The organism is Rubrivivax sp. JA1026, from assembly GCF_011065555.1.
Lineage (GTDB): Bacteria > Pseudomonadota > Gammaproteobacteria > Burkholderiales > Burkholderiaceae_C > Rubrivivax > Rubrivivax benzoatilyticus.
Window position 1 is genome coordinate 224,067 of the sequence record NZ_JAALCQ010000009.1, and the last position, 21,120, is coordinate 245,186.

The following is a 21,120-nucleotide window of genomic DNA, read 5'->3' on the forward strand; positions in this document are numbered from 1 at the left end:
GCTCGGCTCTAGAAGAAGGCCTGCAGCCCCGTCTGCGCGCGGCCCAGGATCAGCGCATGCACGTCGTGCGTGCCCTCGTAGGTGTTCACCGTCTCGAGGTTGATCATGTGGCGGATGACGTGGAACTCGTCGTGGATGCCGTTGCCGCCGTGCATGTCGCGCGCCATGCGGGCGATGTCCAGCGCCTTGCCGCAGCTGTTGCGCTTGATCAGGCTGATCATCTCCGGCGCCGCCTGGCCTTCGTCGATCAGCCGGCCGACCCGCAGACAGCCCTGCAGGCCCAGCGTGATCTCGGTCTGCATGTCGGCGAGCTTCTTCTGGATCAGCTGGTTCTGCGCCAGCGGCCGGCCGAACTGCTTGCGCTCCAGCGTGTAGCGGCGCGCGGCGTGCCAGCAGAACTCGGCGGCGCCCAGCGCGCCCCAGGCGATGCCGTAGCGCGCCTTGTTCAGGCAGCCGAACGGGCCCTTGAGGCCGGCGACGCCGGGCAGCTTGTTCTCGGCCGGCACGAAGACCTGGTCCATCACGATCTCGCCGGTGATCGAGGCGCGCAGGCTCATCTTGCCTTCGATCTTCGGAGCCGTGAGGCCCTTCATGCCCCGCTCGAGGATGTAGCCGCGGATCGCTTCCTGGCCGCCGGCAGCGCCCTGGGCATCGGTCTCCTTGGCCCAGACGACGAAGACGTCGGCGATCGGGCTGTTGGTGATCCACATCTTCGAGCCGCTCAGCACGTAGCCGCCGTCGACCGGGCGGGCGCGTGTGGCCATGCTCGCCGGGTCGCTGCCGTGGTCGGGTTCGGTCAGGCCGAAGCAGCCGATCCACTCGCCGGTCGCCAGCCGAGGCAGGTACTTCTGGCGCTGTTCCTCGCTGCCGTAGGCGTGGATCGGGTGCATGACCAGCGAGCTCTGCACGCTCATCGCGCTGCGGTAGCCCGAGTCGACACGCTCGACCTCGCGCGCCACCAGGCCGTAGCTGACGTGGTTCAGGCCGGCGCAGCCGTAGCCTTCGATCGTGCAGCCGAGCAGGCCCAGCGCCCCCATCTCGGACATGATCTCGCGGTCGAAACGCTCCTCGCGTGCCGCGCTCAGCACGCGCGGCTGGAGCTTGTCCTGGCAGTAGTCGCGCGCCGCGTCGCGCACCGCGCGTTCGTCCTCGGCGAGCTGCTGTTCGAGCAGAAAAGGGTCATCCCACTGGAAGCGCTGCATGTGTCCTCGTCTCCGGATAATCCAGCGCGCAGTGTAAGGACCGGGCCGTGGCGGCCCGTCACCGCTGCGACAAGGAGCTTGCAGAGATGGCGGTGCAGACGATCACGCTGGGCGGCGGCTGCTTCTGGTGCGTCGAGGCGGTGTACGAGCTGGTCGACGGCGTGCTTGGCGTCGAGTCGGGTTACAGCAACGGCCAGGTGCGCCAGCCGAGCTACGAGCAGGTCTGCGAAGGCCGCACCGGCCACGCCGAGGTCGTGCGCGTGCGCTTCGACGACGAGCGCATCCCGCTGCGCGAGATCCTGGAGATCTTCTTCACCGTGCACGACCCGACGACACGCGACCGCCAGGGCAACGACGTCGGCCCGCAGTACCGCTCGGCGATCTACTGGCACACGCCGGAGCAGGAAGCGGTGGTGCGCGAGGTGCACGCCGAGGCCGACCGGGCGCTGGGCGGGCGGGTCGTCACCGAACTCGCGCGCGAAGACAACTACTGGCCGGCCGAGGCCTACCACCAGCATTACTTCGTGCAGCACCCGCAGCAGGGCTACTGCGCCTACGTCATCGCACCGAAGGTCGAGAAGTTCCGCAAGACCTTCCGCCAACGCGTGCGCGGCTGAGCCCGCGTCAGCGTTTGAGCAGGCCGCCGAGCGTGTCCAGCAACTGCTGCACCTCGGCCGTGCCGGCGGCCACGCCGCCACCCCCCGCGCCCAGCGTGCCGAAGTCCAGCGCGTACTCCCGCTGCAGCCGCAGCTGGTTGGACGGCAGCAGCTCGTACTGCTCGACCGCCAGCGACGGCGTGAAACGCGTGCCGACACGCGTCTTGCCGACAAAACGTGTGTAGCGGAACTGCGCCCGGCGCGACTCGCCCGGGGCCAGCGTGAACTGCGAACTCGCGCGTTCGCGTGTCGACACCGGGATGCCCTGCACGTCGCTGCGGCGGCGCGAGTCGACGGTGTAGCGCTGCCCGAGTTCGTCGAGCATGACGCCGGTGTCCTGCTTGTAGTTCAGGATCATCGGCTCGGCCGACCGGTTGTGGAACACGACACCGACGACGATGCCCTGGTTGTTGCCCTTGACCGCCTCGGGCGCCAGGCGTTCGACGTGCGCGGAGAGCGCGCCGTTGACGACGCAGCCCGGCCGGCCCTGGCAGGCGTCGCCGGGCGCGGCACCCACGTTTGCTGCGGCGGCCGCGGGCGGCGCCGCCGCGACGCCGTCGCGCAGGCCGGTGTAGCGCAGCAGCGTCTCGCGGCCCAGGCGCTGCTGGCCGCCGGGCAGCGGCTCGACTTCGCGCAGCGCCAGTTCCAGGTCGAACCGCGTGCCGTGGATGCCCTTGACGAAGGCCGTGACCTCGATGCGGGCGTCGCCCGCCTCGCCCGGCGCGAGCGTGAAACGCGGGTCGAAGCTCTGGCGCGTCGCCGCGCCGAGGCCGCGCAGCCCGGTGCGTGTGTTCGGCATCGTGTAGCGCGTGCCCTGGTCGTCGAGCGCGGCAGCCGAGCCGGAGACGTAGACCAGCGTCAGCGGCGCGCCGGTCTTGTTGCGCAGCCGCAGCGTCGCCGCCAGCGGGCGGTTCTTGTTGCCGGTCTGCAGCACGCGGAAGTCGCTCAGCGTGGCGCTGAAACGCGGGTTCTCGATGCAGGGTTCGCTGCCGCGGCAGTCCTGGGCGGCGGCTGGCAGCGCCGGCAGGCCGGCGAAGACGATGCAGGCCAGCCAGGAGGCGGCGGCGCGACGGCCGGGCAGGGCAATGGCTCTCATGTCGGCCTCCTCGTTCACAGCTTGGGCGCCTGGCCCTTGCGGGCGGCGTCCTGGACCTCGCGCTGGCGGCGTTCGGCGTCGCGCTGCTGCAGCGCCTGTTCGGTGGCGGCCACCCGGGCGTAGCCGCGGGCCTGATCGACGATGCCGACACCCATCGCCTGGGCCAGCCCGGGGTTCTCGCGCGAGGGGCGGATCGTCGCCACGACGACCAGCCCGCAGGCCTCGGACAGCCCGACGCCGGCGTCGACCGTCGGCACGATGCTGCATTCGGTGGCCAGGCGTTCGCCGGCGGCCACGCGCCGCCCGGCCGGGTCGTGCACCCAGCGCAGCTCGACGCTGCCGAGGCTGTGGTCGGCGCGGCGGCGCAGGTCCTGCGTCCAGCTCGGTTCGCCGTACTTGCCGAGCAGGGCCTGGATCACGCCATCGGTGGCCGGCAGCGCGTCGGCGGCGAACGCCTGCTCGCGCACCAGATGCGTCACACGTTCCTCGCCCGGCAGGCCCATCGTGCCGACGTACCAGCGCGAGAGCCCCGGCGCGAGCCCGGCGCGCACGGCGTTGTTGCCGCGTGCCGTCGCGTCGGCCTGCATCTCGCGCAGGATCTGCTGGCCACTCTTGTGCACCCGCGCTTCGGCCGGGCGGGCGTGGAAACCCTGTCGCACCGCAGGCTCCGACGGCGGCAGCCGGAAGCGGTTCGCCAGATCGGGCGCCATGACCAGCAGCGGTTCGCTGCACAGCACGCGCCGCACGGCCTCGTCCCAGGGCTGGCCCGGACGCACGCCGAGCACGTCGTCGACCGGCGTGCCGGGTGGCGGCGAGGCCGGCGCCGGTGCCGGGCAGCGCAGGTTGCCGCGCCTCTCGCGCGCCACCTCTTCGGCGCTGGCGTCGGCAGCTTTCGCGCCCTGGCGCGCCTGGGCGGCCGGCATCGGATCGGGTGGCGTGCGTTCGCCGCAGGCGGCGAGGGCCAGCGCGGCGGCCAGCGCGGCGGCCAGCGTGATCGGCATCAGCGAGACAGCGGTGTTCGGACGTGGCATCGGGCGCTCCTGAAGGCGCCCCCACTGTCGAAAGCCGGCGTTACCCGGCCGTTACCGCTCCAGCAGTGCCGCGCGTGCGGCCTCGCGCCGCGCCCGCGCCGCGACGCGTGGCGACGCCACCAGGGCGCGGGCGGCCAGCGTCCACATCGTGCGCGGCGCCAGGTCGATGGGCCGCGGCGCCGTCCGGGCCAGCAAGGCGCGCGCCTCGGCGGCCGCGGTCTCGGCGTCGCCGGCATCGCCGGTGTCGAGCAGGCAGCCGATGCGCAGCCAGCCGTAACGCGCGGCGTTGGCGTGCTGCTCGACCGCGTGCGCCTGTGCCTGCAGCCCGGCCAGCCCGGCAGCGGCCAACGGTGCCGGGCCGGCCAGCAGGCGTTCGGCCTGCAGCGCGAGGCTCTGCACCGGGTCGCCGGTGGCACCCAGCACGGCCTCGCCGGCGGCCAGCGCCGGTGCCGGGTCCTGGCCGCGTGCGCGTGCGATGCGCGCCGCCAGCACGTGGTGCCGGGCGGCGATGAACGGCGGGGTCTGCGCCGTCGGCGCCACCAGACAGGCCGCGGCGGCGTCGGTTTCGCCGCGCATCAGCTCGCCGCCGGCCATCGCGTTGGCGGCGATGACCGGCCACAGCGAGGCGCCGCCGCAGCGCTCGAAGGCGTCCCGAGCGCGTGCGATCGCGGCCAGCGCCTCGGCGATGCGGCCCAGCCCCAGCAGCACGTAGCCGTGGTTCAGGTCGACGTTGGCGCCGTGCACGCCGTCGGCCGGGCCGAGCTGGGTGCGAAGGTCGAGCGCCGCCTCGGCCGCGGCAAGCGCGTCGCCGTAGCGGCCCAGGCTGACCAGCAGGCTGGCCATGTTGCTGCTGCAGGTGCAGGCCTCCATCAGGTCGCCGGCGCGGCGGGCGAGCACGATGCAGCGCGCCAGCACACGCGTGCATTCGGCCAGCCGCCCGGCGCGGTGCAGCACCCAGCTGCGTGTGGACAAATAGGCGAAACGCTGGGCCGGCGCCGCCGCCAGCAGCGGCGCGGCCTGCTCCAGACCGTGCAGCGCCTGCGCCATGCGGCCGAACTGCACCTGCGTCGTCGCCAGGTGTTGCGCGGCACGCAGCTCGGCCGCGGCGTCGCCACGGCGGCGCGCCAGCGCCAGCGCCTGTTCGGCCAGCGGCAGCGCCGCCTCGTAGTCGCCGGCGACCTGCAGCACGCCGAGGTGCACGACGAGCACCGCCAGACGCTGGCCTTCGTCCTGCGCTTTCTCGAGCAGGGCGGCCGTCTGCCGGCGCACGGCTTCGGGACCGGTGGTGAAGAGCCGGGCCTCGACGCTGTCCAGCCGGTCGGCGAGCGCCGCGTCGGCACGGCCGCAGGCCTCCCAGGCGGCGATCGCGTGGTCCCAGAGCGTGGTTTCCTCCAGCGGCCGGGCACGCCGGCGCGCCTCGAGCGCCGCCGCACGCCATTGCGCTGCGGCCAGCTCGGGGCGGCCGGCCTGCTGCCAGTGGTGGGCCAGCCGTCGCGCCGGCACCGGTTGCTGCGCCAGCCAGGCGGCGGCACGGCCGTGAAGCCACGCGCGCAGCGGCGCGGGCAGCGCGTCGCGCACGGCGGCACGCACCAGGTCGTGCAGCTGGCCCTGCGCGTCCAGCCACTGACTGGACTGCAGCGTGCGCACCGCCGGTGACCAGTCCAGCGGCATGCCGCCCAGCATCGCCGCCGCGTCGCCCAGCGTCAGCGGCCTCTCGAGCACCGCCGCGACGCCGGCGAGCTGGCGCGCCGCCTCGGGCAGGGCCTGCAGCCGTGCCTGGACGACGGCAGCGGCGCCGGCCGGGGCGCTGCCGGGGTCGAAGGCCGTGCCGGGCTGCTCGTGCAGCGCGCGCAGCGTCTCCAGCACGAACAGCGGGATGCCGCCGGTGTAGCGCAGCAGGGCGTCGGCATCGGCGGCCGTGCCGTCGGCGACGTCGGCCAGCAACTGCTGCAGCTGCGCGGCGTCCAGCGGCTGCAGCGGGAGGTGGCGCGGCGGGTCGGACGCGGCCATCCAGCGCACCAGCGCCGGCGGCTGCTCGCCGCTGCGCACCGCCAGCCAGCACGGCAGACCGTCGCCGGCCAGCGCCGGCAGCAGCTCCAGCGTCGCGGCGTCGGCCTGGTGCACGTCGTCGAAGGCCAGCAGGCGCAGCGGCGTGCGCCCCGGCGGCGGCCGCAGCGCCTGGGCCAGCGCCCGCTGCAGGCGCAGCGCATCGAGCCGGGGCGGGGCCTCGGCGCCGAGTTCGGGCAGCAGTGCCGAGAGTTCACGCCGCGCCCAGCCGGGCAGGGCCTGCGGGCCGTCGGGCCAGGGCGCGTCGCTGTCGAACCAGAGCCGCGCCAGCAGCCGCGCGAGCAGCGCGTAAGGCCGTTCGGCGTCGCCCGGCCGCGCCGCCAGCCGCAGCACGCCGTCGTGCGGCTGCAGGAAGTCGGCGAGCAGGCGGGTCTTGCCGAGCCCGGCGGCGCCTTCGACGAGCAGCGTCGCCGCGTCGCGCCAGGCGGCGTCCAGCAGCTGCCAGGCAGATTCGCGGCCGACCAGGCGCGGCGGCCGCCGCAGCACCGGCGGCAACGGCCTCGGGGCGCGGCGTGGCGCCTCACCCTGGCGCAGGCTGGCGGCCAGTGCGGCGGTTTCGTCGTCGGGCAGTTCGCCCAGCTCGGCGTCCAGGCGTTCGGCGAAGCGGCGGTAGACCTCGATCGCCGCGCCGAGATCACCGCGAAGATGGTGCAGCCGCATCAGCCGGCGCGCGGCGTGGTCCGACAGCGGCTCGTATTCGGCCAGGCGCTGCGCCAGCAGCAGCGCAGCGGCCAGACGCTGTTCGGCCTCGAGCGTGCTGGCCACACGCGCCAGCGCCTGGGCGCGCAGCAGGCGCCAGCGTTCACGCGCCTGCGTCAGCCAGCGTTCGACCTCGGGGCAGTCGTCGAAGGCGAGCCCTTCCAGCCAGTCGCCGTCCAGCGCCGAGGCGTCGGCGGCCAGCGCGCCGTCGGGGTCGAGTGCCGGGTGTCGGAGTGCGGCTGCCGGGCGCAGGCGCTCGTCGCCGTCGACGACGGGCTGCCCGGCGCAGCGGGCCAGGCGAAAGCGCCGCTGGCGCAGGCTGGCGAGCGCACGCGCGGGGTCGGCCCCGGGCCACAGCCAGCGCGCCAGCTGCTCGCGCGCGGCGCTGCCGTCGAGCGCCAGGATGGCCAGCAGCGCGGCGTCCTTGCGGCTGAGCTCGTGCACCACGGCGCCGGCGTGCAGCCGGTGCCGGCGCAGCAGTTCGAGCCGCAGCACAGGCGCGGGCGAGGGCGGAGGCGGCGTCGCCGCAGGGCCGTCCGGCGTCGTCATGGCGCCGATTCTGGCCAGCGCCGCGCGCTGCGCCTACCGCGCGATCCGGCGGTGGGTTCAGCGCGTCAGGACGCGGCTGGACAGGAAGTCGGTGGCCGGGGCGCCGCAGCGAAACAGCGTGTCCAGGCTGGCGCGCAGCAGCGGCTCGAGCGCCGACTGGCCGGCGTCGGCCAGCGCCTCGAACACGGTGCCGCGCAGCAGCCACAGGTCCGACGGCTGCTCGGCGGCCCGGATCTGGCGGCGCACCCATTCGGCGTGCGAGCCTTCCAGGCCTTCGACGGCGGTGAGGAAGTCGTGTTTGGTCGTCACGAAGGCCCGGCGCTCGGCCAGCCGCGCCAGGCGCGGGCCGGCGAGCGCGACCGCCCCGACCACCGGGTGGACCGCGATCGGCGCACGGGCGACGGAGCGCAGGGTGAGCGTGTTCATGGCGCCTTCAGCCGGTTGCGGCCGCGCTTGGGGAAGTGGGCGTTCAGGCGGGTGACGCGGCGCTCGGCCTCCGACTGGCTGCGGTGCAGCGCGACGACGCGGTAGACGTCGGCCCGCAGGTGCCACAGTTCACGCAGCGTGCGGGCCTGGCCGATGCGCTCGGCGAGCCGGCCGACGTCAGCCCCGGCGAGATCGTGCAGGCTGTCCAGGAACTGCTGCCGCGCCCGCGGCAACTGGCTCAGCGGCGGCGCCGCGTCCTTGGCCGCGGGGGCCGTCAACCAGAAGACGAAGCGGTCCCAGGCAGCCGTCGGCGCGGTGCGCAACGACGGCGGCGGCACCGGGGTGCGACCGAAACCTGCGTTGTCCGCTTGATGCGAGGTGTTCCAGGGCGACATGCTCGAACTGGTCATGAGCGTGATATCGGCCACGAATGGCGCTGCTTGAGTCCATTGTGTGCGGCTCGACCCAGGTTTAAGCGCCGAACAGCGTGGCCGATGCCGGTCAGTTCTGCGTGAGCCACGCGCACGTGGCCGCGGCGCCGGCTGCACGCCGACGCGGCGCGATGCCGGCCACGCAGCCCCGGCAGGCGGGGGATCGGACGCGGCGGTCAGGCGCGGCGATCAGGCGCGGCAGTCGGACCCGGTATGGCAGGACTCGCCGCGATCAGCAAAACCTGCCGACGGTTTCAGACGACGCCGTGCCGGGCCTTGCGTTCAGCGGTGTAGCTCCACCACGGGCGCGGCTCGGCGCCACGCATGAAGTCGACGGCGGCCATGAAGGTGTCGAGCACGCAGGGGTCCTGCCGCTTGCCGGTGGCGTCGCAGAGCGCGCGGTACAGCGCCAGCGCGTCGTGTTCGGCCAGCTCGCGCGGGTGCTGGATGCCGAGCAGGCGCAGGTCACCGGCAATCGACGGGCCGATGTTGGGCAGTTGTTCGAGCAGCTCGCACTCGTCGGCCGTGCGCGCCTTCAGCGGCCGCGGCGCCTTGGGGGCGCGCGGCGGGCGCGCCGGCCCCGGCAGCGGCGGCGCCGAAGGCAGCGTGCGACGGGCGTAGGGCGCGGCCATCACGCTCACATCAGCATCGTGTTGCGGATCAGGCCGACCGCGATGCCTTCGAGCTCGAAACCCTGGTCGCTGCCTGCCAGCGGCACGACGATGGTCTGGAAATCGGGGTTCTCGGGGATCAGCTCGATCGCCGCCTTGGTGCGGCGGAAACGCTTGACGGTGACGTCGTCGCCCAGGCGCGCGACGACGATCTGGCCGTTCTTGGCCTCGTGCGCCTTCTGCACCGCGAGCAGGTCGCCGTCCATGATGCCGGCGTCGCGCATGCTCATGCCGCGCACCTTCAGCAGGTAGTCGGGCTTGCGCTGGAACAGCGAGGCCTCGACGACGAAGCTCTGGTCGATGTGTTCCTGCGCCAGGATCGGGCTGCCGGCGGCGACGCGGCCCACGAGCGGCAGCGTCAGCTGCGCCAGGCTGGGCAGCGGCAGGCTGAACTGCTTGCCGTGCTGCGACAGGCGCGCCTCGGCGAGCGCACGCAGTGTGTCAGACTTCAGCCGGATGCCACGCGAGGTGTTGCCGACGAGTTCGATGACACCTTTGCGGGCGAGCGCCTGCAGGTGCTCCTCGGCCGCGTTGGCCGAACGGAAGCCCAGCTCGGCGGCGATCTCGGCCCGGGTGGGCGGGGCGCCGGTGCGCTCGATCGCGCTTTGCACGAGGTCGAGGATCTGCTGCTGTCGCGGCGTGAGCTTGGGGCTGTCGTCCATCGCGTGATCCGGTCTTTGAGACTGGAGATTCATCCAGATCACTGTATTTTCATCCAGAGGACCACGGAATGCAAAGCGAATCGCGTGTCGTCGCGCTGGTCGCCACCGGCGGCACGATCGCCGGCACGGCTGCCCGCGGCGACGATCTCGTCGGCTACGACGCCGGCGCGCTGTCGGCCGAACAGCTGACCGCGGCGGTGCCGGCGCTGGCCGGCGAGGCGCTGGAGACCTGGACGCTGGCGCGGCTGGACAGCTGCGACATGGACCACGCGACCTGGGCGCTGCTGCGCCGCGAGCTGCAGTCGCGGCTGGCCCGGCCCGAGGTCGCCGGCGTCGTCGTCACGCATGGCACCGACACGCTGGAGGAGACCGCCTGGTTCCTGCACCGCACGCTGGCCGCGCCCAAGCCGGTGGTGCTGACCGCCGCGATGCGCCCGGCCAGCGCGCCGTCGCCCGACGGCCCGCAGAACCTGCTCGACGCGGTGCGCCTGGCGCGTGAACCCGGCGCCCGCGGCGTGCTGGTCGCCTTCGGCGGCAAGGTCTGGGCGGGCGGTGAGCTGCGCAAGCTGCACGGCTGGCAGCTGGACGCCTTCTCCGCCGGCGACGCCGGGGCGTTGGCGCTGGTCGAAGACGGCGTCTTCCGCCGGCTGCGCGACTGGCCGGCGCCTGAGTTGCATCCCGCGCCGGTCGGCGAGGTGCCGCCGGGCCAATGGCCGCGCGTCGAGATCGTCACCAGCCACGCTGGCGCCAGCGGCCGCATCGTCGATGCGCTGGTGGCCGACGGCGTCGACGGCCTGGTGATCGCCGGCACCGGCAACGGCACGGTGCACACGGCGCTGCGCGAGGCGGCGGCGCGGGCGACGGCGGCCGGGGTGGCCGTGGTGCGCGCCTCGCGCTGCCTGGCGGGCGGCGTCGTCGGCACGACCGACGGCGCCTTGCCGCACTACGGCGCGGCGACGCCGGCGCAGGCTCGCATCGAGCTGATGCTGGACCTGCTGGCGCGCCGCACCTGAGCCGCCGTCAGGCGACCGACAGCGCGACGTCGACGTTGCCGCGCGTCGCGTTGGAGTACGGGCAGACCTCGTGCGCCTCGGCGACCAGCGCCTCGGCTTCGGCACGCTCGAAGCCCGGCAGCGACACCGTCAGCGCGACGGCGATGCCGAACGCACCCGGCTTGCCGGCGTGCGGGCCGATCGAGACTTCGGCGTGGATGGCCACGTCGGCGGGGATCGCCTTCTTGTGGCGGGCGCCGACGGCCTTCAGCGCGCCGATGAAGCAGGCGGCGTAACCGGCGGCGAAGAGCTGCTCGGGGTTGGTGCCGGCGCCGTCGTCGCCGCCCAGCGCCTTGGGCGTCGACAGCTGGATGTCCAGACGGCCGTCGTCGGACTTGGCGGTGCCGGTGCGGCCGCCGGTGGCGGTGCCGCGGGCGGTGTAGAGCGCTTTTTCGATGGCCATGGGAAGTCTCCTTGCAGTGGCGTCGTGACGGGCGGCCTCAGGCCGCGCGGGGAAGGGATTCGTTGATGCGCCGGCGCAGCGCCTGAACACGCTCGACGAGCACGGCCAGTTCGGCGGCGTCGCAGTCGACGCCGGCCAGCAGCCGGCCTTGAAGCTCGACGGCCCGGTCTTGCAGCGCGACGCCGGCTTCGGTCGGCTCGACGTAGACGCGGCGCTGGTCGGCCTCGTCGCGCTCGCGGCGCACCAGACCGGCGCGTTCGAGCCGCCGCAGCAGCGGCGTCAGCGTGCCGGACTCCAGGTCCAGCCGTTCGCCGATGCCCGACACCGTCTGCCGGCCTTCGTGCCACAGCACGAGCATCACGAGGTACTGCGGGTAGGTCAGGCCCAGCGGGTCGAGCAGCGGCCGGTACAGCCGCGTCATCGCCAGCGAGCCCGCGTAGAGCGCGAAGCAGAGCTGGCGTTCCAGCGGCAGCAGGGCGGGGGCGTCGGTCGAGGCCATGGGCCGCACTGTAGACAGTTGCGCGCAACTCGGTTGCGCACAACTTGATACGCCGACGGCGCGAAGGGTCGAAGCCGGCGGCGCCGGCATCGACCTCAGTTTTCGGCTTGCAGCGCCTCGATCTCGGTCTGCAGCTCGAGCCAGCGTTCCTCGAGCATGCCGGTCTCGGCGGCGGCGTGGTTCAGGCGCCGGCCGGCTTCGGCGATCTCGGCGCCGGACATCGTGCCGGACGCGAGCTGGGCCTCCAGCTCGGCGCGCTCGGCGGCCAGCTTTTCCAGCCGGGTGTCGATCTGCGCCAGTTCGTTGCGCAGCGGGCGCGTGCGGTTGGCCAGCGCCTGGCGCGCCTGCGCGGCCTGCTTGCGGTCTTCGCGGCGGTCGCCACTCGGCTGGGGCGCCGGACGCGCCGGCTGGGCGGCCTTGCTCTCCACCGGCGTTGCCGGCACGAACGCCGCCGGCCGCGGCGGCGGCGGCGGTTCCTGGCCACGCGCCGTGGCGCGCGAGACCTCCAGCAGCCAGCGCTGGTAGTCGTCGAGGTCGCCGTCGAAGGGCTCGACGCCGCCGCGGCTGACGAGCCAGAACTCGTCGCAGGTCTCGCGCAGCAGCGCGCGGTCGTGGCTGACCAGCATCACCGTGCCTTCGAACTCGTTGAGCGCGATCGACAGCGCCTCGCGTGTCGTCAGGTCCAGGTGGTTGGTCGGCTCGTCGAGCAGCAGCAGGTTGGGGCGCTGCCAGACCAGCATCGCCAGCACCAGGCGTGCCTTCTCGCCGCCGGACAGCGAGCCGACGGCCTGCGTGACCATGTCGCCTGTGAAGCGGAAGCGGCCGAGGAAGTCGCGCAGTTCCTGCTCGCGCGCCGCCGGGCCGACGTCGCGCGCCAGGCGCACCATGTGCATCAGCGGGCCGTCGCCCAGCGACAGCACGTCCAGCTCCTGCTGCGCGAAGTAGCCGATGACCAGGCCCTTGCCCTCGGTCATCGTGCCGCCCAGCGGCGGCAGCGCGCGCGCGATGGTCTTCACCAGCGTCGACTTGCCCTGGCCGTTGGCGCCCAGGATGCCGATGCGCTGGCCGGCCAGCACCGAGCGGCTGACGTTGCGGACGATGGTCGTGCTGCCGTAGCCGCAGACCAGCCCGTCGAGGGACAGCATCGGGTTGGGCAGGCTGACCGGCTCGCGGAACTCGAACTCGAAGTCGCTGGCGGTCAGCACCGGCGCCAGCTTTTCCATGCGCGCCAGCGCCTTGACCCGGCTCTGCGCCTGCTTTGCCTTCGTCGCCTTGGCCTTGAAGCGGTCGATGAAACGCTGCAGGTGCGCGATCTTCTCCTGCTGCTTGGCGAACGCCGCCTGCTGCTGGCTCATGCGTTCGGCACGCATCTCCTCGAAGGTGCTGTAGTTGCCGCCGTAGCGCGTCAGCGTGCAGTCGTCGAGGTGGACGGTGACGCGGGTGATCGCATCGAGGAACTCGCGGTCGTGGCTGATGACGACCATCAGGCCGTCGAAACGCTTGAGCCAGGCTTCGAGCCAGACCAGCGCGTCCAGGTCCAGGTGGTTGGTCGGTTCGTCGAGCAGCAGCAGGTCGGCCGGGCACATCAGCGCGCGCGCCAGCTGCAGCCGCATGCGCCAGCCGCCGGAGAAACTGTTCACCGGCGCGTCGAGCTGGTCGCTGCGGAAGCCCAGGCCCAGCAGCAGCGCCTGGGCACGCGAACGCGCGTCGAAGGCGCCGGCTTCGTCGAGCCGCATGTGGGCTTCGGCGATCGCGTGGCCGTCGCCCGAGGCTTCGGCCGCGGCCAGCGCGGCCTGGGCCTCGACGAGCGGGATGTCGCCCTGCAGCACGAAGTCGGTCGCGCCGTCGTCGGTCTCGGGCATATTCTGCGCCACTTCGCCGAGGCGCCAGCGCGGCGGGATCTCGACGTCGCCGCTGTCGGCCTGCAGCCGGTTGGTCAGCAGCGAGAACAGGCTGGACTTGCCGGCGCCGTTGCGGCCGATCAGGCCGACCTTCTCGCCCGGCTGCAGCACCAGGTTGGCGTTCTGCAGCACGACCTTGACGCCGCGGCGCAGCGTGATGTTGCGCAGCGTGATCACAGGCCGGCCTCCAGCGCTTGCGCGGTCAGCAGCAGCACCTGGTCCTCGCCGGCGCTGGTTTCCAGCCAGACAGCTTCGAGGCGCGGGAACGCGGCTTCGAAATGCGCGCGTTCGTGGCCGATCTCCAGCACCAGCACGCCGTGCGGCGACAGGTGGCGCGGCAGCTCGGCCAGCAGCAGGCGCACGAAGTCCATGCCGTCGGCACCGCCGGCCAGCGCCAGCTCGGGCTCGGCGCGGTACTCGGCCGGCAGCGCGGCCATCGCCTCGGCGTTGACGTAGGGCGGGTTGCAGAGCACGAGGTCGTAGACGCCGTCGGCGGCCGCCAGGCCGTCGCCCTGGCGCAATCGGATGCGCGACTGCAGGCCGTGGCGCGCCACGTTGATCGCGGCGACGGCCAGCGCGTCGGCGCTGAGGTCGCTGGCGTCGACCTCGACCTCGGGCCAGGCCATCGCCGCCAGCACGGCCAGGCTGCCGTTGCCGGTGCACAGGTCCAGCACGCGCCGCGTCTGGTCCGAGAGCCAGGCGTCGATCGCACCGTCGGCCAGCGGCTCGGCGATCAGCGAACGCGGCACGATGACCCGTTCGTCGACGCTGAAGGGCACGCCCTGCAGCCAGGCTTCGCCGGTCAGGTAGGCGGCGGGCTTGCGCGTGGCGATGCGTTCGGCCAGCAACGTCTCGCAGCCGGCGACGTCGGCGGCCGACAGTTCACGCGCGGCGTGTTCGTCCAGCGCGTCCAGCGGCAGGCCCAGCTTCCACAGCACGAGCCAGGCGGCTTCGTCGAAGGCATTGGTGGTGCCGTGCCCAAACGAAACGCCCGCCTCGGCGAGGCGGGCGCTGGAGGTCTCGATCAGCTCGATCAGGGTCATCGGAGATAGTGTTCCAGCGTGCGGCGGTAGACGTTCTTCAGCGTCTCGACCGAGGCCGCGTCGACGTGTTCGTCGATCTGGTGGATGGTGGCGTTCAGCGGCCCGAACTCGACGACCTGCGGGCAGATCGCGGCGATGAAACGCCCGTCGGAGGTGCCGCCGGTGGTGCTGAGCTCGGGCTCGACGCCGCATTCGGTGACGATGGCCGCGCTCAGGGCGGCGATCAGCGGGCCGGGCGTCGTCAGGAAGGGACGGCCGGAGAGCGTCCACTCCAGCCGGTGTTCGACGCCGTGGCGCGCCAGCACCTCGGCGACCCGCGCCTGCAGCGACTCGGGCGTGGACTCGGTGCTGAAGCGGAAGTTGAAGTCGACGACCAGCTCGCCCGGGATGACGTTGCTCGCCCCGGTGCCGCCGTGCAGGTTGCTGACCTGCCAGCTCGTCGGCGGGAAGAAGGCGTTGCCTTCGTCCCAGCGCATCGCCGCCAGTTCGGCCAGCGCCGGCGCGAAGACGTGGATCGGGTTCTTCGCCAGCTGCGGGTAGGCGATGTGGCCCTGCTTGCCGATCACGGTGAGCCGGCCCGACAGCGAGCCGCGGCGGCCGTTCTTGACCATGTCGCCCAGGCGCGAGACCGAGGTCGGCTCGCCGACGATGCAGGCGTCCAGGCGTTCACCACGCTGCTGCAGCAGCTCGACCAGGCGCACCGTGCCGTCGACCGACGGGCCTTCTTCGTCGCTGGTCAGCAGGAAGGTGATGGCGCCGGCGTGGCGCGGCTGCGCGGCAATGAACTCCTCGACGGCGACGACCATCGCCGCCAGCGAGCTCTTCATGTCGGCCGCGCCGCGGCCGTAGAGCCGGCCGTCGCGGTGGCTGGGCACGAAGGGGTCGCTGGTCCAGCGGTCCAGCGGGCCGGTCGGCACGACGTCGGTGTGGCCGGCGAAGGCCAGCACCGGGCCCGGCAGGCCGCCGGCGCGGCGCGCCAGCAGGTTGGTGACGCGAAAGTTCTCCGGGCCGCAGACGATCGTCTCGCACTCGAAACCCAGCGCCGCCAGGCGCGAGGCGATCAAGGCCTGGCAGCCGGCGTCTTCGGGGGTGACCGAGCGGCGCGCGATCAGCTGCTCGGCCAGGCGAAGGGCGTTGTTCATCGCACCGTCCAGGGGGCGGCGCCGCTGCGGCCGTCGTCGGGGCGCACGTCGATCGTGATCTCGGTGAAGGTCGCCGGCTCCAGGTCGTCGGCCGGCTTGGGCGGCGCGGCCTTGGCGGTGGCGCCGCCGGCGGGCTCGTTCTGCAGCCGCCACAGCAGGTTGGTCGGCGAGTCGGCGTAGGCCAGGCCTTCCTCGCGCGTGATGACGCCTTCGTTGATCAGCCGCGCCAGGTCCTGCTCGAAGGTCTGCGAGCCTTCGGCCAGCGACTTCTCGACGGCTTCCTTGACACCGGCGAGGTCGCCCTTCTCGATCAGCTCGGAGACGAGCTTGGTGTTGAGCAGCACCTCGACGGCCGGCACGCGCCCGCCGGTGGTGGCACGCAGCAGGCGCTGCGAGATCACCGCACGCAGCCCGGAGGCCAGGTCCGACAGCAGCGTCGGCCGCGCTTCCGGCGTGTAGAACGACAGGATGCGGCCGAGCGCGTGGTAGCTGTTGTTGGCGTGCAGCGTGGCCAGCACCAGGTGGCCCGACAGCGCGTACGAGGTCGCCGCGGTCATCGTCTCGCGGTCGCGGATCTCGCCGATCATGATGCAGTCGGGCGCCTGGCGCAGCGCGTTCTTCAGCGCGATCTGCAGGCTCTGCGTGTCGCGGCCGACCTCGCGCTGGTTGACGATGGACTTCTTGTTCGAGAACAGGAACTCGATCGGGTCCTCGATCGTCAGCACGTGGCCGGTGACCTGCTGGTTGCGCCACTCCAGCATCGACGCCAGCGTCGTGCTCTTGCCGGTGCCGGTGGCGCCGACCATCAGGATCAGGCCGCGTTTCTCGGTGACCAGCTGCGACAGGATCGTCGGCAGCCCCAGCGTGTCCAGCGCCGGGATCTGGTGCGGGATGCAGCGGAAGACCGCGGCGACGGTGCCGCGCTGTTTGAACGCCGACAGCCGGAAGCTGCCGACACGCGGGATGCCGATGCCGACGTTGAGTTCGCCGGTGTCGTCGAGCTCCTCGAGCTGGTGCGGCGTCAGCAGCTCGGCCAGCAGCTGGCGCGTCTGCGTCGGGCTCAGCAGTTGGTCCGACAGCTGCAGGATCTGGCCGTGGATCTTGATGAGGATCGGCGTGTTCGCCGACAGGTAGACGTCGGAGGCGTTCTTCTCCGCCATCAGGCGGAGGACCCGTTCCATGTTGCCCGACATGCCGATCCTTTCGTCGATCCTGCCGGGGCTCAGGCCCGGAGAAGGTCGTTGATGCTGGTCTTGGCGCGCGTGGCCGCCGTGACCTGCTTGACGATCACCGCGCAATACAGGCTGTGGCTGCCGTCGGCCGCCGGCAGCGAGCCGCTGACGACCACCGAGCCGGCCGGGATGCGGCCGTAGCTCACTTCGCCGGTCATGCGGTTGTAGATCTTGGTGCTCTGGCTGATGTAGACGCCCATCGAGATCACCGAGTTCTCCTCGACGATCACGCCTTCGACGACTTCGGAGCGGGCGCCGATGAAGCAGTTGTCCTCGATGATCGTCGGGTTGGCCTGCAGCGGCTCGAGCACGCCGCCGATGCCGACGCCGCCCGACAGGTGCACGTTCTTGCCGATCTGCGCGCAGGAGCCCACCGTCGCCCAGGTGTCGACCATCGTGCCTTCGTCGACGTAGGCGCCGATGTTCACGTAGCTGGGCATCAGCACGACGTTCTTCGCCTGGAAGCTGCCGCGGCGCGCGACCGCCGGCGGCACGACGCGCACGCCGGTGGCACGCAGGGCCTCGGCGTCGGCGCCGCCGTACTTGGTCTCGACCTTGTCGAAGAAGCTCAGGTCACCGGCCTGCATCAGGCGGTTGTCGTTGAGGCGGAAGGACAGCAGCACCGCCTTCTTGACCCACTGGTTGACGGTCCACTGGCCGACGGCCTGGCGTTCGGCCACGCGCAGGCGGCCGGCGTCGAGTTCGTCGATCACGTGCTCGACGGCGTCTCGCACCTCGGGGGCGTTGACGGCGTTGATCTCGGCACGCCGTTCCCAGGCGAGGTCGATGGTGGCTTGGAGCTGGGTCGTCATCGGGTGAGGCTTTCGGTGTAGGAAACGATGCGCTCGGCGGCTTCGAGGCATTCCTCGAGCGGTGCGACGAGCGCCATGCGGACGCGGCCGGCGCCGGGGTTGCGGCCCTGCACGCTGCGCGCCAGCAGGCTGCCGGGCAGGACGGTCACATTGTATTGAGCGAGCAGGCCCTGGGCGTAGGCCACGTCGTCACCGCCGGGGACGGCCGCCCAGAGGTAGAAGCCGGCGTCGGGCAGCGCGACGTCCAGCACCTCGGCCAGGCGCGGCGTCACGGCGGCGAACTTCTGCCGATAGGCCTCGCGGTTGGCGACGACGTGCGTCTCGTCGTTCCAGGCGGCGACGCTGGCGCGCTGCACCAGCGGGCTCATCGCGCTGCCGTGGTAGGTGCGGTAGAGCAGGAAGGCTTTCAGCAGCGCGGCGTCGCCGGCGACGAAGCCCGAGCGCAGCCCCGGCACGTTGCTGCGTTTGGACAGGCTGGTGAACGCGACCAGGTTGCGGAAGTCGCTGCGGCCGAGTTTCGCCGCCGCCTCCAGCCCGCCCAGCGGTGCCTCGTCGCGGAAATAGATCTCCGAATAACACTCGTCGCTGGCGATGACGAAGCCGTGGCGGTCGGACAGCTCGAACAGCCGCGCCCATTCGTCCAGCGGCATCACCGCGCCGGTCGGGTTGCCGGGCGAGCAGACGTAGAGCATCTGCGTCGTGGCCCAGGTCGCGTCGTCGATCGCCGACCAGTCGGCGGCGAAGTTGCGCGCCGGGTCACTGGGCGCGAACGCGGTGCGGGCGCCGGCCAGCAGCGCCGCGCCTTCGTAGATCTGATAGAACGGGTTGGGGCAGACGACGGTGGCGTTCTCGCGCGTCGGGTCGATCACCGTCTGCGCGAACGAGAACAGCGCCTCGCGCGAGCCCAGCACCGGCAGCACCTGGCTCGCCGCGTCGACCGTGATGCCGTAACGCCGCACCAGCCACGCCGCGCAGGCTTCGCGCAGCGCCGGCTCGCCGGCGGTCGCCGGGTAGGCGGCCAGCGACTTCAGGTTGGCCACCAGCGCTTCCTCGAGCAATGCCGGCGCCGGGTGCTTGGGCTCGCCGATGCCCAGGTTGACCGGCCGCAGCGCCGGATTGGGCACCAGACCGCGCGTCAGCTCGCGCCAGCGCTCGAAGGGGTAGGGGTTCAGGCGGGCGAGCAGCGGGTTCATGGCGCGGATTATCCCGGAGGGGGATGCGGCGGCCGGTGGACACAATCGGTCGCCACCGTTGCACTGCCGGTTCCGGCACGATGTCCCCCGTCCAACCTGACTGGAGAAGCCCATGAGCCTTCCGCGCGAGATCTTCGTCGTCGCCGCCGCCCGCACCGCGATCGGCACCTTCGGCGGCGCCCTCAAGGACGTGCCGCTGTCCGAGCTGGCGACGCTGGCCGTCAAGGCCGCGCTCGATCGCTCCGGCGCGCCGGCCGCCGCCATCGGCCACCTGGCGATGGGCACCGTCGTGCCGACCGAGCCGCGTGACGCCTACCTCAGCCGCGTCGCCACGATCGGCGCCGGGCTGCCGCAGGAGACGCCGGCCTTCAACGTCAACCGGCTCTGCGGCTCGGGGCTGCAGGCCATCGTCTCGGCAGCGCAGGCCATCACGCTCGGCGACTGCGAGCTGGCCATCGGCGCCGGCGCCGAGAACATGTCGCGCGGCGCCTACCTGATGCCGGGCGCCCGCTGGGGCGCGCGCATGGGCGACGCGCAGATCCTGGACTTCGTCGTCGGCGCGCTGAACGACCCGTTCCACAAGGTGCACATGGGCATCACCGCCGAGAACGTCGCCGAACGTTTCGGCATCACGCGCGAGCAGATGGACGCGTTGGCGGTCGAGAGCCACCGCCGCGCCGCCGCGGCGCTGGAAGCCGGCTATTTCCGCGAGCAGATCGTCCCGGTGGTGCAGCAGACGAGGAAGGGCGAGGTCGTCTTCGACACCGACGAACACGTCAAGCCGGCGACGACGCTGGAAGGCCTGGCGAAGATGAAGCCGGCGTTCAAGAAGGACGGCACGGTGACCGCCGGCAACGCCTCGGGCATCAACGACGGCGCCGCGGCCGTCGTGCTGGCCAGCGCTGACGCCGTCAAGGTGCACGGGCTGAGGCCGCTGGCGCGGCTGGTGGGCTACGCGCACGCCGGCGTCGAGCCGGCGATCATGGGCATCGGCCCGGTGCCGGCGACGCGTGCGCTGCTGGCGCGCACCGGGCTCAAGGTCGGCGACTTCGACGTCATCGAAGCCAATGAAGCCTTCGCCGCCCAGGCCTGCGCGGTGTCCAAGGAGCTCGACCTCGACCCGGCCAAGGTCAACCCCAACGGTTCGGGCATCTCGCTGGGCCACCCGATCGGCGCCACCGGCGCGATCATCACCACCAAGGCGATCCACGAGCTGCACCGCATCGGCGGCCGCTACGCGCTGGTGACGATGTGCATCGGCGGCGGCCAGGGCATCGCCGCCGCGTTCGAGCGCGTCTGACGGCCGGCGGCCGCTGAGGCGCGGTCACGCTGAGGTGCGGCCACGCTGAGGTGCGGTCAACGCTGCGGTGGGGTCAGGTCTCTCGTGCGGTGGGGTCAGGTCTCTCGAGACCTGACCCCGGCTTTTCGGCTTTCCGGCGGCCGCAGAGGTGGGGTCAGGTCTCTTGAGACCTGACCCCTGCATTCCCGACTGCCGCGGCGCCGCAGGCCTGTCAGTTACAGCGCCCCGCGACAGCCGGGCGCGCCGCAGCGGCACGGCAGCGTGCCGCCGTGGTGCGTCTCGCCGTAGTCGACGGTGATCTCCTCGCCCGGGGCGATGGCGCGCAGCGAGAAGAACTCGACGCGGCCGTTGTCCAGCACCAGCCGGGCGTTGGCCTGGCAGCTGTGGTTGGTGTAGCGCATCGGGTCGGTCGACAGCGTGAAGTCGATCGCGCGCTTGGGCGACAGCTCGACGATCATGATGCGTTCGTGCCGCGTCGCCCGGATGCGCGCCTGCTCGACGCTCAGCGCCTCGCCGCGGATCTCGCCGATCTTCACGCGCGCCGGGATGGCCTCGGCGGCGAAGACACCGTGGCCGTCGATGGCGCTGACAGCGACGTCGACCGCGTACTTCTGATAGGGCCGTCGTTCGACGCGCGGCGCCTGCGGCACGTTCACGCCTGCGGCGCCGGCAGCACGACCGGCGCGGCCGGCTTCCAGCCCTTGGCGCGGTGTTCGACGGTGACGTGGGTGCCGATGCCGCCACGCACGAACCAGTTGCCGTGGATGCGCAGGAAACGCGGCTGGATGGCCTTCACCAGGTCCTCGAGGATGGTGTTGGTCACCTTCTCGTGGAACGCGCCTTCGTTGCGATAGCTCCAGAAATAGAGCTTCAGGCTCTTCAGCTCGACACACAGCTGGTCCGGCACGATCTCGATCGTGAAATGCGCGAAGTCGGGCTGGCCGGTCAGCGGGCACAGGCAGGTGAACTCGGGCACGTCGAAGCGGATCACGTAGTCGCGTTCGGGCGCCGGGTTCGGGAAGACCTGCAGTTCCTTGCTGGGCTGGGTGGGCG

General features: G+C 72.4%; 21 protein-coding genes. 3 read left to right on the top strand and 18 right to left on the bottom strand.

What is annotated here, in order from left to right:
- Positions 1-8 precede the first annotated feature (8 nt).
- Positions 9-1,202, bottom strand: coding sequence for an acyl-CoA dehydrogenase (locus G5B56_RS15940; RefSeq protein WP_164963868.1), 1,194 nt, complete (start codon positions 1,200-1,202; stop codon positions 9-11).
- An 86-nt stretch (positions 1,203-1,288) separates the two neighbouring features.
- On the opposite strand from G5B56_RS15940, the gene msrA reads away from it, so the two are divergent.
- Positions 1,289-1,819, top strand: a complete 531-nt coding sequence (gene msrA / locus G5B56_RS15945; protein ID WP_009856883.1) for a peptide-methionine (S)-S-oxide reductase MsrA — start codon at positions 1,289-1,291, stop codon at positions 1,817-1,819.
- Between the two features lie 7 nt (positions 1,820-1,826).
- On the opposite strand, the gene G5B56_RS15950 is transcribed toward msrA, so the two are convergent.
- From G5B56_RS15950 to lexA, 7 genes are all read right to left on the bottom strand, one after another.
- On the bottom strand, positions 1,827-2,954 hold the full coding sequence (locus tag G5B56_RS15950) for a hypothetical protein (RefSeq protein WP_164963869.1): 1,128 nt from the start codon (positions 2,952-2,954) through the stop codon (positions 1,827-1,829).
- Between the two features lie 14 nt (positions 2,955-2,968).
- The gene (locus tag G5B56_RS15955) at positions 2,969-3,985 is read right to left on the bottom strand and encodes a hypothetical protein (protein ID WP_164963870.1); all 1,017 of its coding nucleotides are present in this window, start codon (positions 3,983-3,985) and stop codon (positions 2,969-2,971) included.
- Between the two features lie 51 nt (positions 3,986-4,036).
- Positions 4,037-7,300 carry an AAA family ATPase gene (locus tag G5B56_RS15960; RefSeq protein WP_164963871.1) on the bottom strand — a complete coding sequence of 1,088 codons (3,264 nt, stop codon included), beginning with the start codon at positions 7,298-7,300 and terminating at the stop codon, positions 4,037-4,039.
- 57 nt (positions 7,301-7,357) lie between these two features.
- The gene (locus tag G5B56_RS15965; protein ID WP_009856887.1) at positions 7,358-7,726 is read right to left on the bottom strand and encodes a hypothetical protein; all 369 of its coding nucleotides are present in this window, start codon (positions 7,724-7,726) and stop codon (positions 7,358-7,360) included.
- Positions 7,723-8,136: a hypothetical protein gene (locus G5B56_RS15970; protein WP_230758163.1), complete on the bottom strand. Its 414-nt coding sequence runs from the start codon at positions 8,134-8,136 to the stop codon at positions 7,723-7,725. Before G5B56_RS15970 ends, G5B56_RS15965 begins: the two co-directional genes overlap by 4 nt.
- A 275-nt stretch (positions 8,137-8,411) precedes the next feature.
- Entirely contained in the window at positions 8,412-8,789 is a 378-nt protein-coding gene (locus G5B56_RS15975; RefSeq protein WP_206026638.1) for a helix-hairpin-helix domain-containing protein, read from the bottom strand.
- A gap of 5 nt (positions 8,790-8,794) precedes the next feature.
- Complete coding sequence (gene lexA / locus G5B56_RS15980; protein ID WP_009856890.1) at positions 8,795-9,490, bottom strand: transcriptional repressor LexA; 696 nt, start codon at positions 9,488-9,490, stop codon at positions 8,795-8,797.
- 68 nt (positions 9,491-9,558) lie between these two features.
- Between lexA and G5B56_RS15985 the strand changes: the two genes are divergently transcribed.
- Positions 9,559-10,503, top strand: a complete 945-nt coding sequence (locus G5B56_RS15985; protein ID WP_164963872.1) for an asparaginase — start codon at positions 9,559-9,561, stop codon at positions 10,501-10,503.
- Positions 10,504-10,510: 7 nt separating this feature from the next.
- Here G5B56_RS15985 and G5B56_RS15990 read toward each other — a convergent pair whose 3' ends face one another.
- The 8 genes from G5B56_RS15990 to dapC form a co-directional block, all read right to left on the bottom strand.
- On the bottom strand, positions 10,511-10,945 hold the full coding sequence (locus G5B56_RS15990) for an Ohr family peroxiredoxin (RefSeq protein ID WP_009856892.1): 435 nt from the start codon (positions 10,943-10,945) through the stop codon (positions 10,511-10,513).
- Positions 10,946-10,982: 37 nt separating this feature from the next.
- Positions 10,983-11,444: a MarR family winged helix-turn-helix transcriptional regulator gene (locus G5B56_RS15995; RefSeq protein ID WP_009856893.1), complete on the bottom strand. Its 462-nt coding sequence runs from the start codon at positions 11,442-11,444 to the stop codon at positions 10,983-10,985.
- A gap of 95 nt (positions 11,445-11,539) precedes the next feature.
- Positions 11,540-13,522 (bottom strand): ABC-F family ATP-binding cassette domain-containing protein, encoded by a 1,983-nt coding sequence (locus G5B56_RS16000; RefSeq protein WP_164963873.1) that lies wholly within the window; start codon positions 13,520-13,522, stop codon positions 11,540-11,542.
- Positions 13,519-14,388, bottom strand: coding sequence for a 50S ribosomal protein L3 N(5)-glutamine methyltransferase (gene prmB, locus G5B56_RS16005; protein WP_164963874.1), 870 nt, complete (start codon positions 14,386-14,388; stop codon positions 13,519-13,521). The genes G5B56_RS16000 and prmB overlap by 4 nt, the downstream gene beginning before the upstream one ends.
- The gene (gene dapE / locus G5B56_RS16010; RefSeq protein ID WP_164963875.1) at positions 14,385-15,530 is read right to left on the bottom strand and encodes a succinyl-diaminopimelate desuccinylase; all 1,146 of its coding nucleotides are present in this window, start codon (positions 15,528-15,530) and stop codon (positions 14,385-14,387) included. The genes prmB and dapE overlap by 4 nt, the downstream gene beginning before the upstream one ends.
- On the bottom strand, positions 15,527-16,723 hold the full coding sequence (locus G5B56_RS16015; protein ID WP_009856897.1) for a PilT/PilU family type 4a pilus ATPase: 1,197 nt from the start codon (positions 16,721-16,723) through the stop codon (positions 15,527-15,529). The genes dapE and G5B56_RS16015 overlap by 4 nt, the downstream gene beginning before the upstream one ends.
- Before the next feature lie 29 nt (positions 16,724-16,752).
- The gene (gene dapD / locus G5B56_RS16020; protein WP_164963876.1) at positions 16,753-17,574 is read right to left on the bottom strand and encodes a 2,3,4,5-tetrahydropyridine-2,6-dicarboxylate N-succinyltransferase; all 822 of its coding nucleotides are present in this window, start codon (positions 17,572-17,574) and stop codon (positions 16,753-16,755) included.
- A complete protein-coding gene (dapC, locus tag G5B56_RS16025; protein ID WP_164963877.1) occupies positions 17,571-18,767 on the bottom strand; it encodes a succinyldiaminopimelate transaminase in 1,197 nt (398 codons plus the stop codon). The genes dapD and dapC overlap by 4 nt, the downstream gene beginning before the upstream one ends.
- 112 nt (positions 18,768-18,879) lie before the next feature.
- Here dapC and G5B56_RS16030 point away from each other — a divergent pair, with 112 nt between their 5' ends.
- Positions 18,880-20,067 (top strand): acetyl-CoA C-acyltransferase family protein, encoded by a 1,188-nt coding sequence (locus G5B56_RS16030; protein WP_164963878.1) that lies wholly within the window; start codon positions 18,880-18,882, stop codon positions 20,065-20,067.
- A gap of 215 nt (positions 20,068-20,282) precedes the next feature.
- On the opposite strand, the gene G5B56_RS16035 is transcribed toward G5B56_RS16030, so the two are convergent.
- Positions 20,283-20,723, bottom strand: coding sequence for an SET domain-containing protein (locus tag G5B56_RS16035; RefSeq protein ID WP_009856901.1), 441 nt, complete (start codon positions 20,721-20,723; stop codon positions 20,283-20,285).
- Positions 20,720-21,120 (bottom strand): preQ(1) synthase (gene queF, locus G5B56_RS16040; RefSeq protein WP_164963879.1); only part of this gene is annotated, 401 nt, incomplete at its 5' end. The genes queF and G5B56_RS16035, both read right to left, overlap by 4 nt.

Bases quoted from the DNA above. Each gene is read 5' to 3' on its own strand.
- dapC (WP_164963877.1), bottom strand. From the start codon at position 18,767: ATGAACCCGCTGCTCGCCCGCCTGAACCCCTACCCCTTCGAGCGCTGG.
- lexA (WP_009856890.1), bottom strand. From the start codon at position 9,490: ATGGACGACAGCCCCAAGCTCACGCCGCGACAGCAGCAGATCCTCGAC.
- G5B56_RS15965 (WP_009856887.1), bottom strand. From the start codon at position 7,726: ATGAACACGCTCACCCTGCGCTCCGTCGCCCGTGCGCCGATCGCGGTC.
- G5B56_RS15985 (WP_164963872.1), top strand. From the start codon at position 9,559: ATGCAAAGCGAATCGCGTGTCGTCGCGCTGGTCGCCACCGGCGGCACG.
- prmB (WP_164963874.1), bottom strand. From the start codon at position 14,388: ATGACCCTGATCGAGCTGATCGAGACCTCCAGCGCCCGCCTCGCCGAG.
- G5B56_RS15960 (WP_164963871.1), bottom strand. From the start codon at position 7,300: ATGACGACGCCGGACGGCCCTGCGGCGACGCCGCCTCCGCCCTCGCCC.
- G5B56_RS16015 (WP_009856897.1), bottom strand. From the start codon at position 16,723: ATGTCGGGCAACATGGAACGGGTCCTCCGCCTGATGGCGGAGAAGAAC.
- G5B56_RS16030 (WP_164963878.1), top strand. From the start codon at position 18,880: ATGAGCCTTCCGCGCGAGATCTTCGTCGTCGCCGCCGCCCGCACCGCG.
- G5B56_RS15970 (WP_230758163.1), bottom strand. From the start codon at position 8,136: ATGACCAGTTCGAGCATGTCGCCCTGGAACACCTCGCATCAAGCGGAC.
- G5B56_RS15990 (WP_009856892.1), bottom strand. From the start codon at position 10,945: ATGGCCATCGAAAAAGCGCTCTACACCGCCCGCGGCACCGCCACCGGC.
- G5B56_RS15975 (WP_206026638.1), bottom strand. From the start codon at position 8,789: ATGGCCGCGCCCTACGCCCGTCGCACGCTGCCTTCGGCGCCGCCGCTG.
- G5B56_RS15950 (WP_164963869.1), bottom strand. From the start codon at position 2,954: ATGAGAGCCATTGCCCTGCCCGGCCGTCGCGCCGCCGCCTCCTGGCTG.
- G5B56_RS15955 (WP_164963870.1), bottom strand. From the start codon at position 3,985: ATGCCACGTCCGAACACCGCTGTCTCGCTGATGCCGATCACGCTGGCC.
- dapD (WP_164963876.1), bottom strand. From the start codon at position 17,574: ATGACGACCCAGCTCCAAGCCACCATCGACCTCGCCTGGGAACGGCGT.
- G5B56_RS15940 (WP_164963868.1), bottom strand. From the start codon at position 1,202: ATGCAGCGCTTCCAGTGGGATGACCCTTTTCTGCTCGAACAGCAGCTC.
- G5B56_RS15995 (WP_009856893.1), bottom strand. From the start codon at position 11,444: ATGGCCTCGACCGACGCCCCCGCCCTGCTGCCGCTGGAACGCCAGCTC.
- dapE (WP_164963875.1), bottom strand. From the start codon at position 15,530: ATGAACAACGCCCTTCGCCTGGCCGAGCAGCTGATCGCGCGCCGCTCG.
- msrA (WP_009856883.1), top strand. From the start codon at position 1,289: ATGGCGGTGCAGACGATCACGCTGGGCGGCGGCTGCTTCTGGTGCGTC.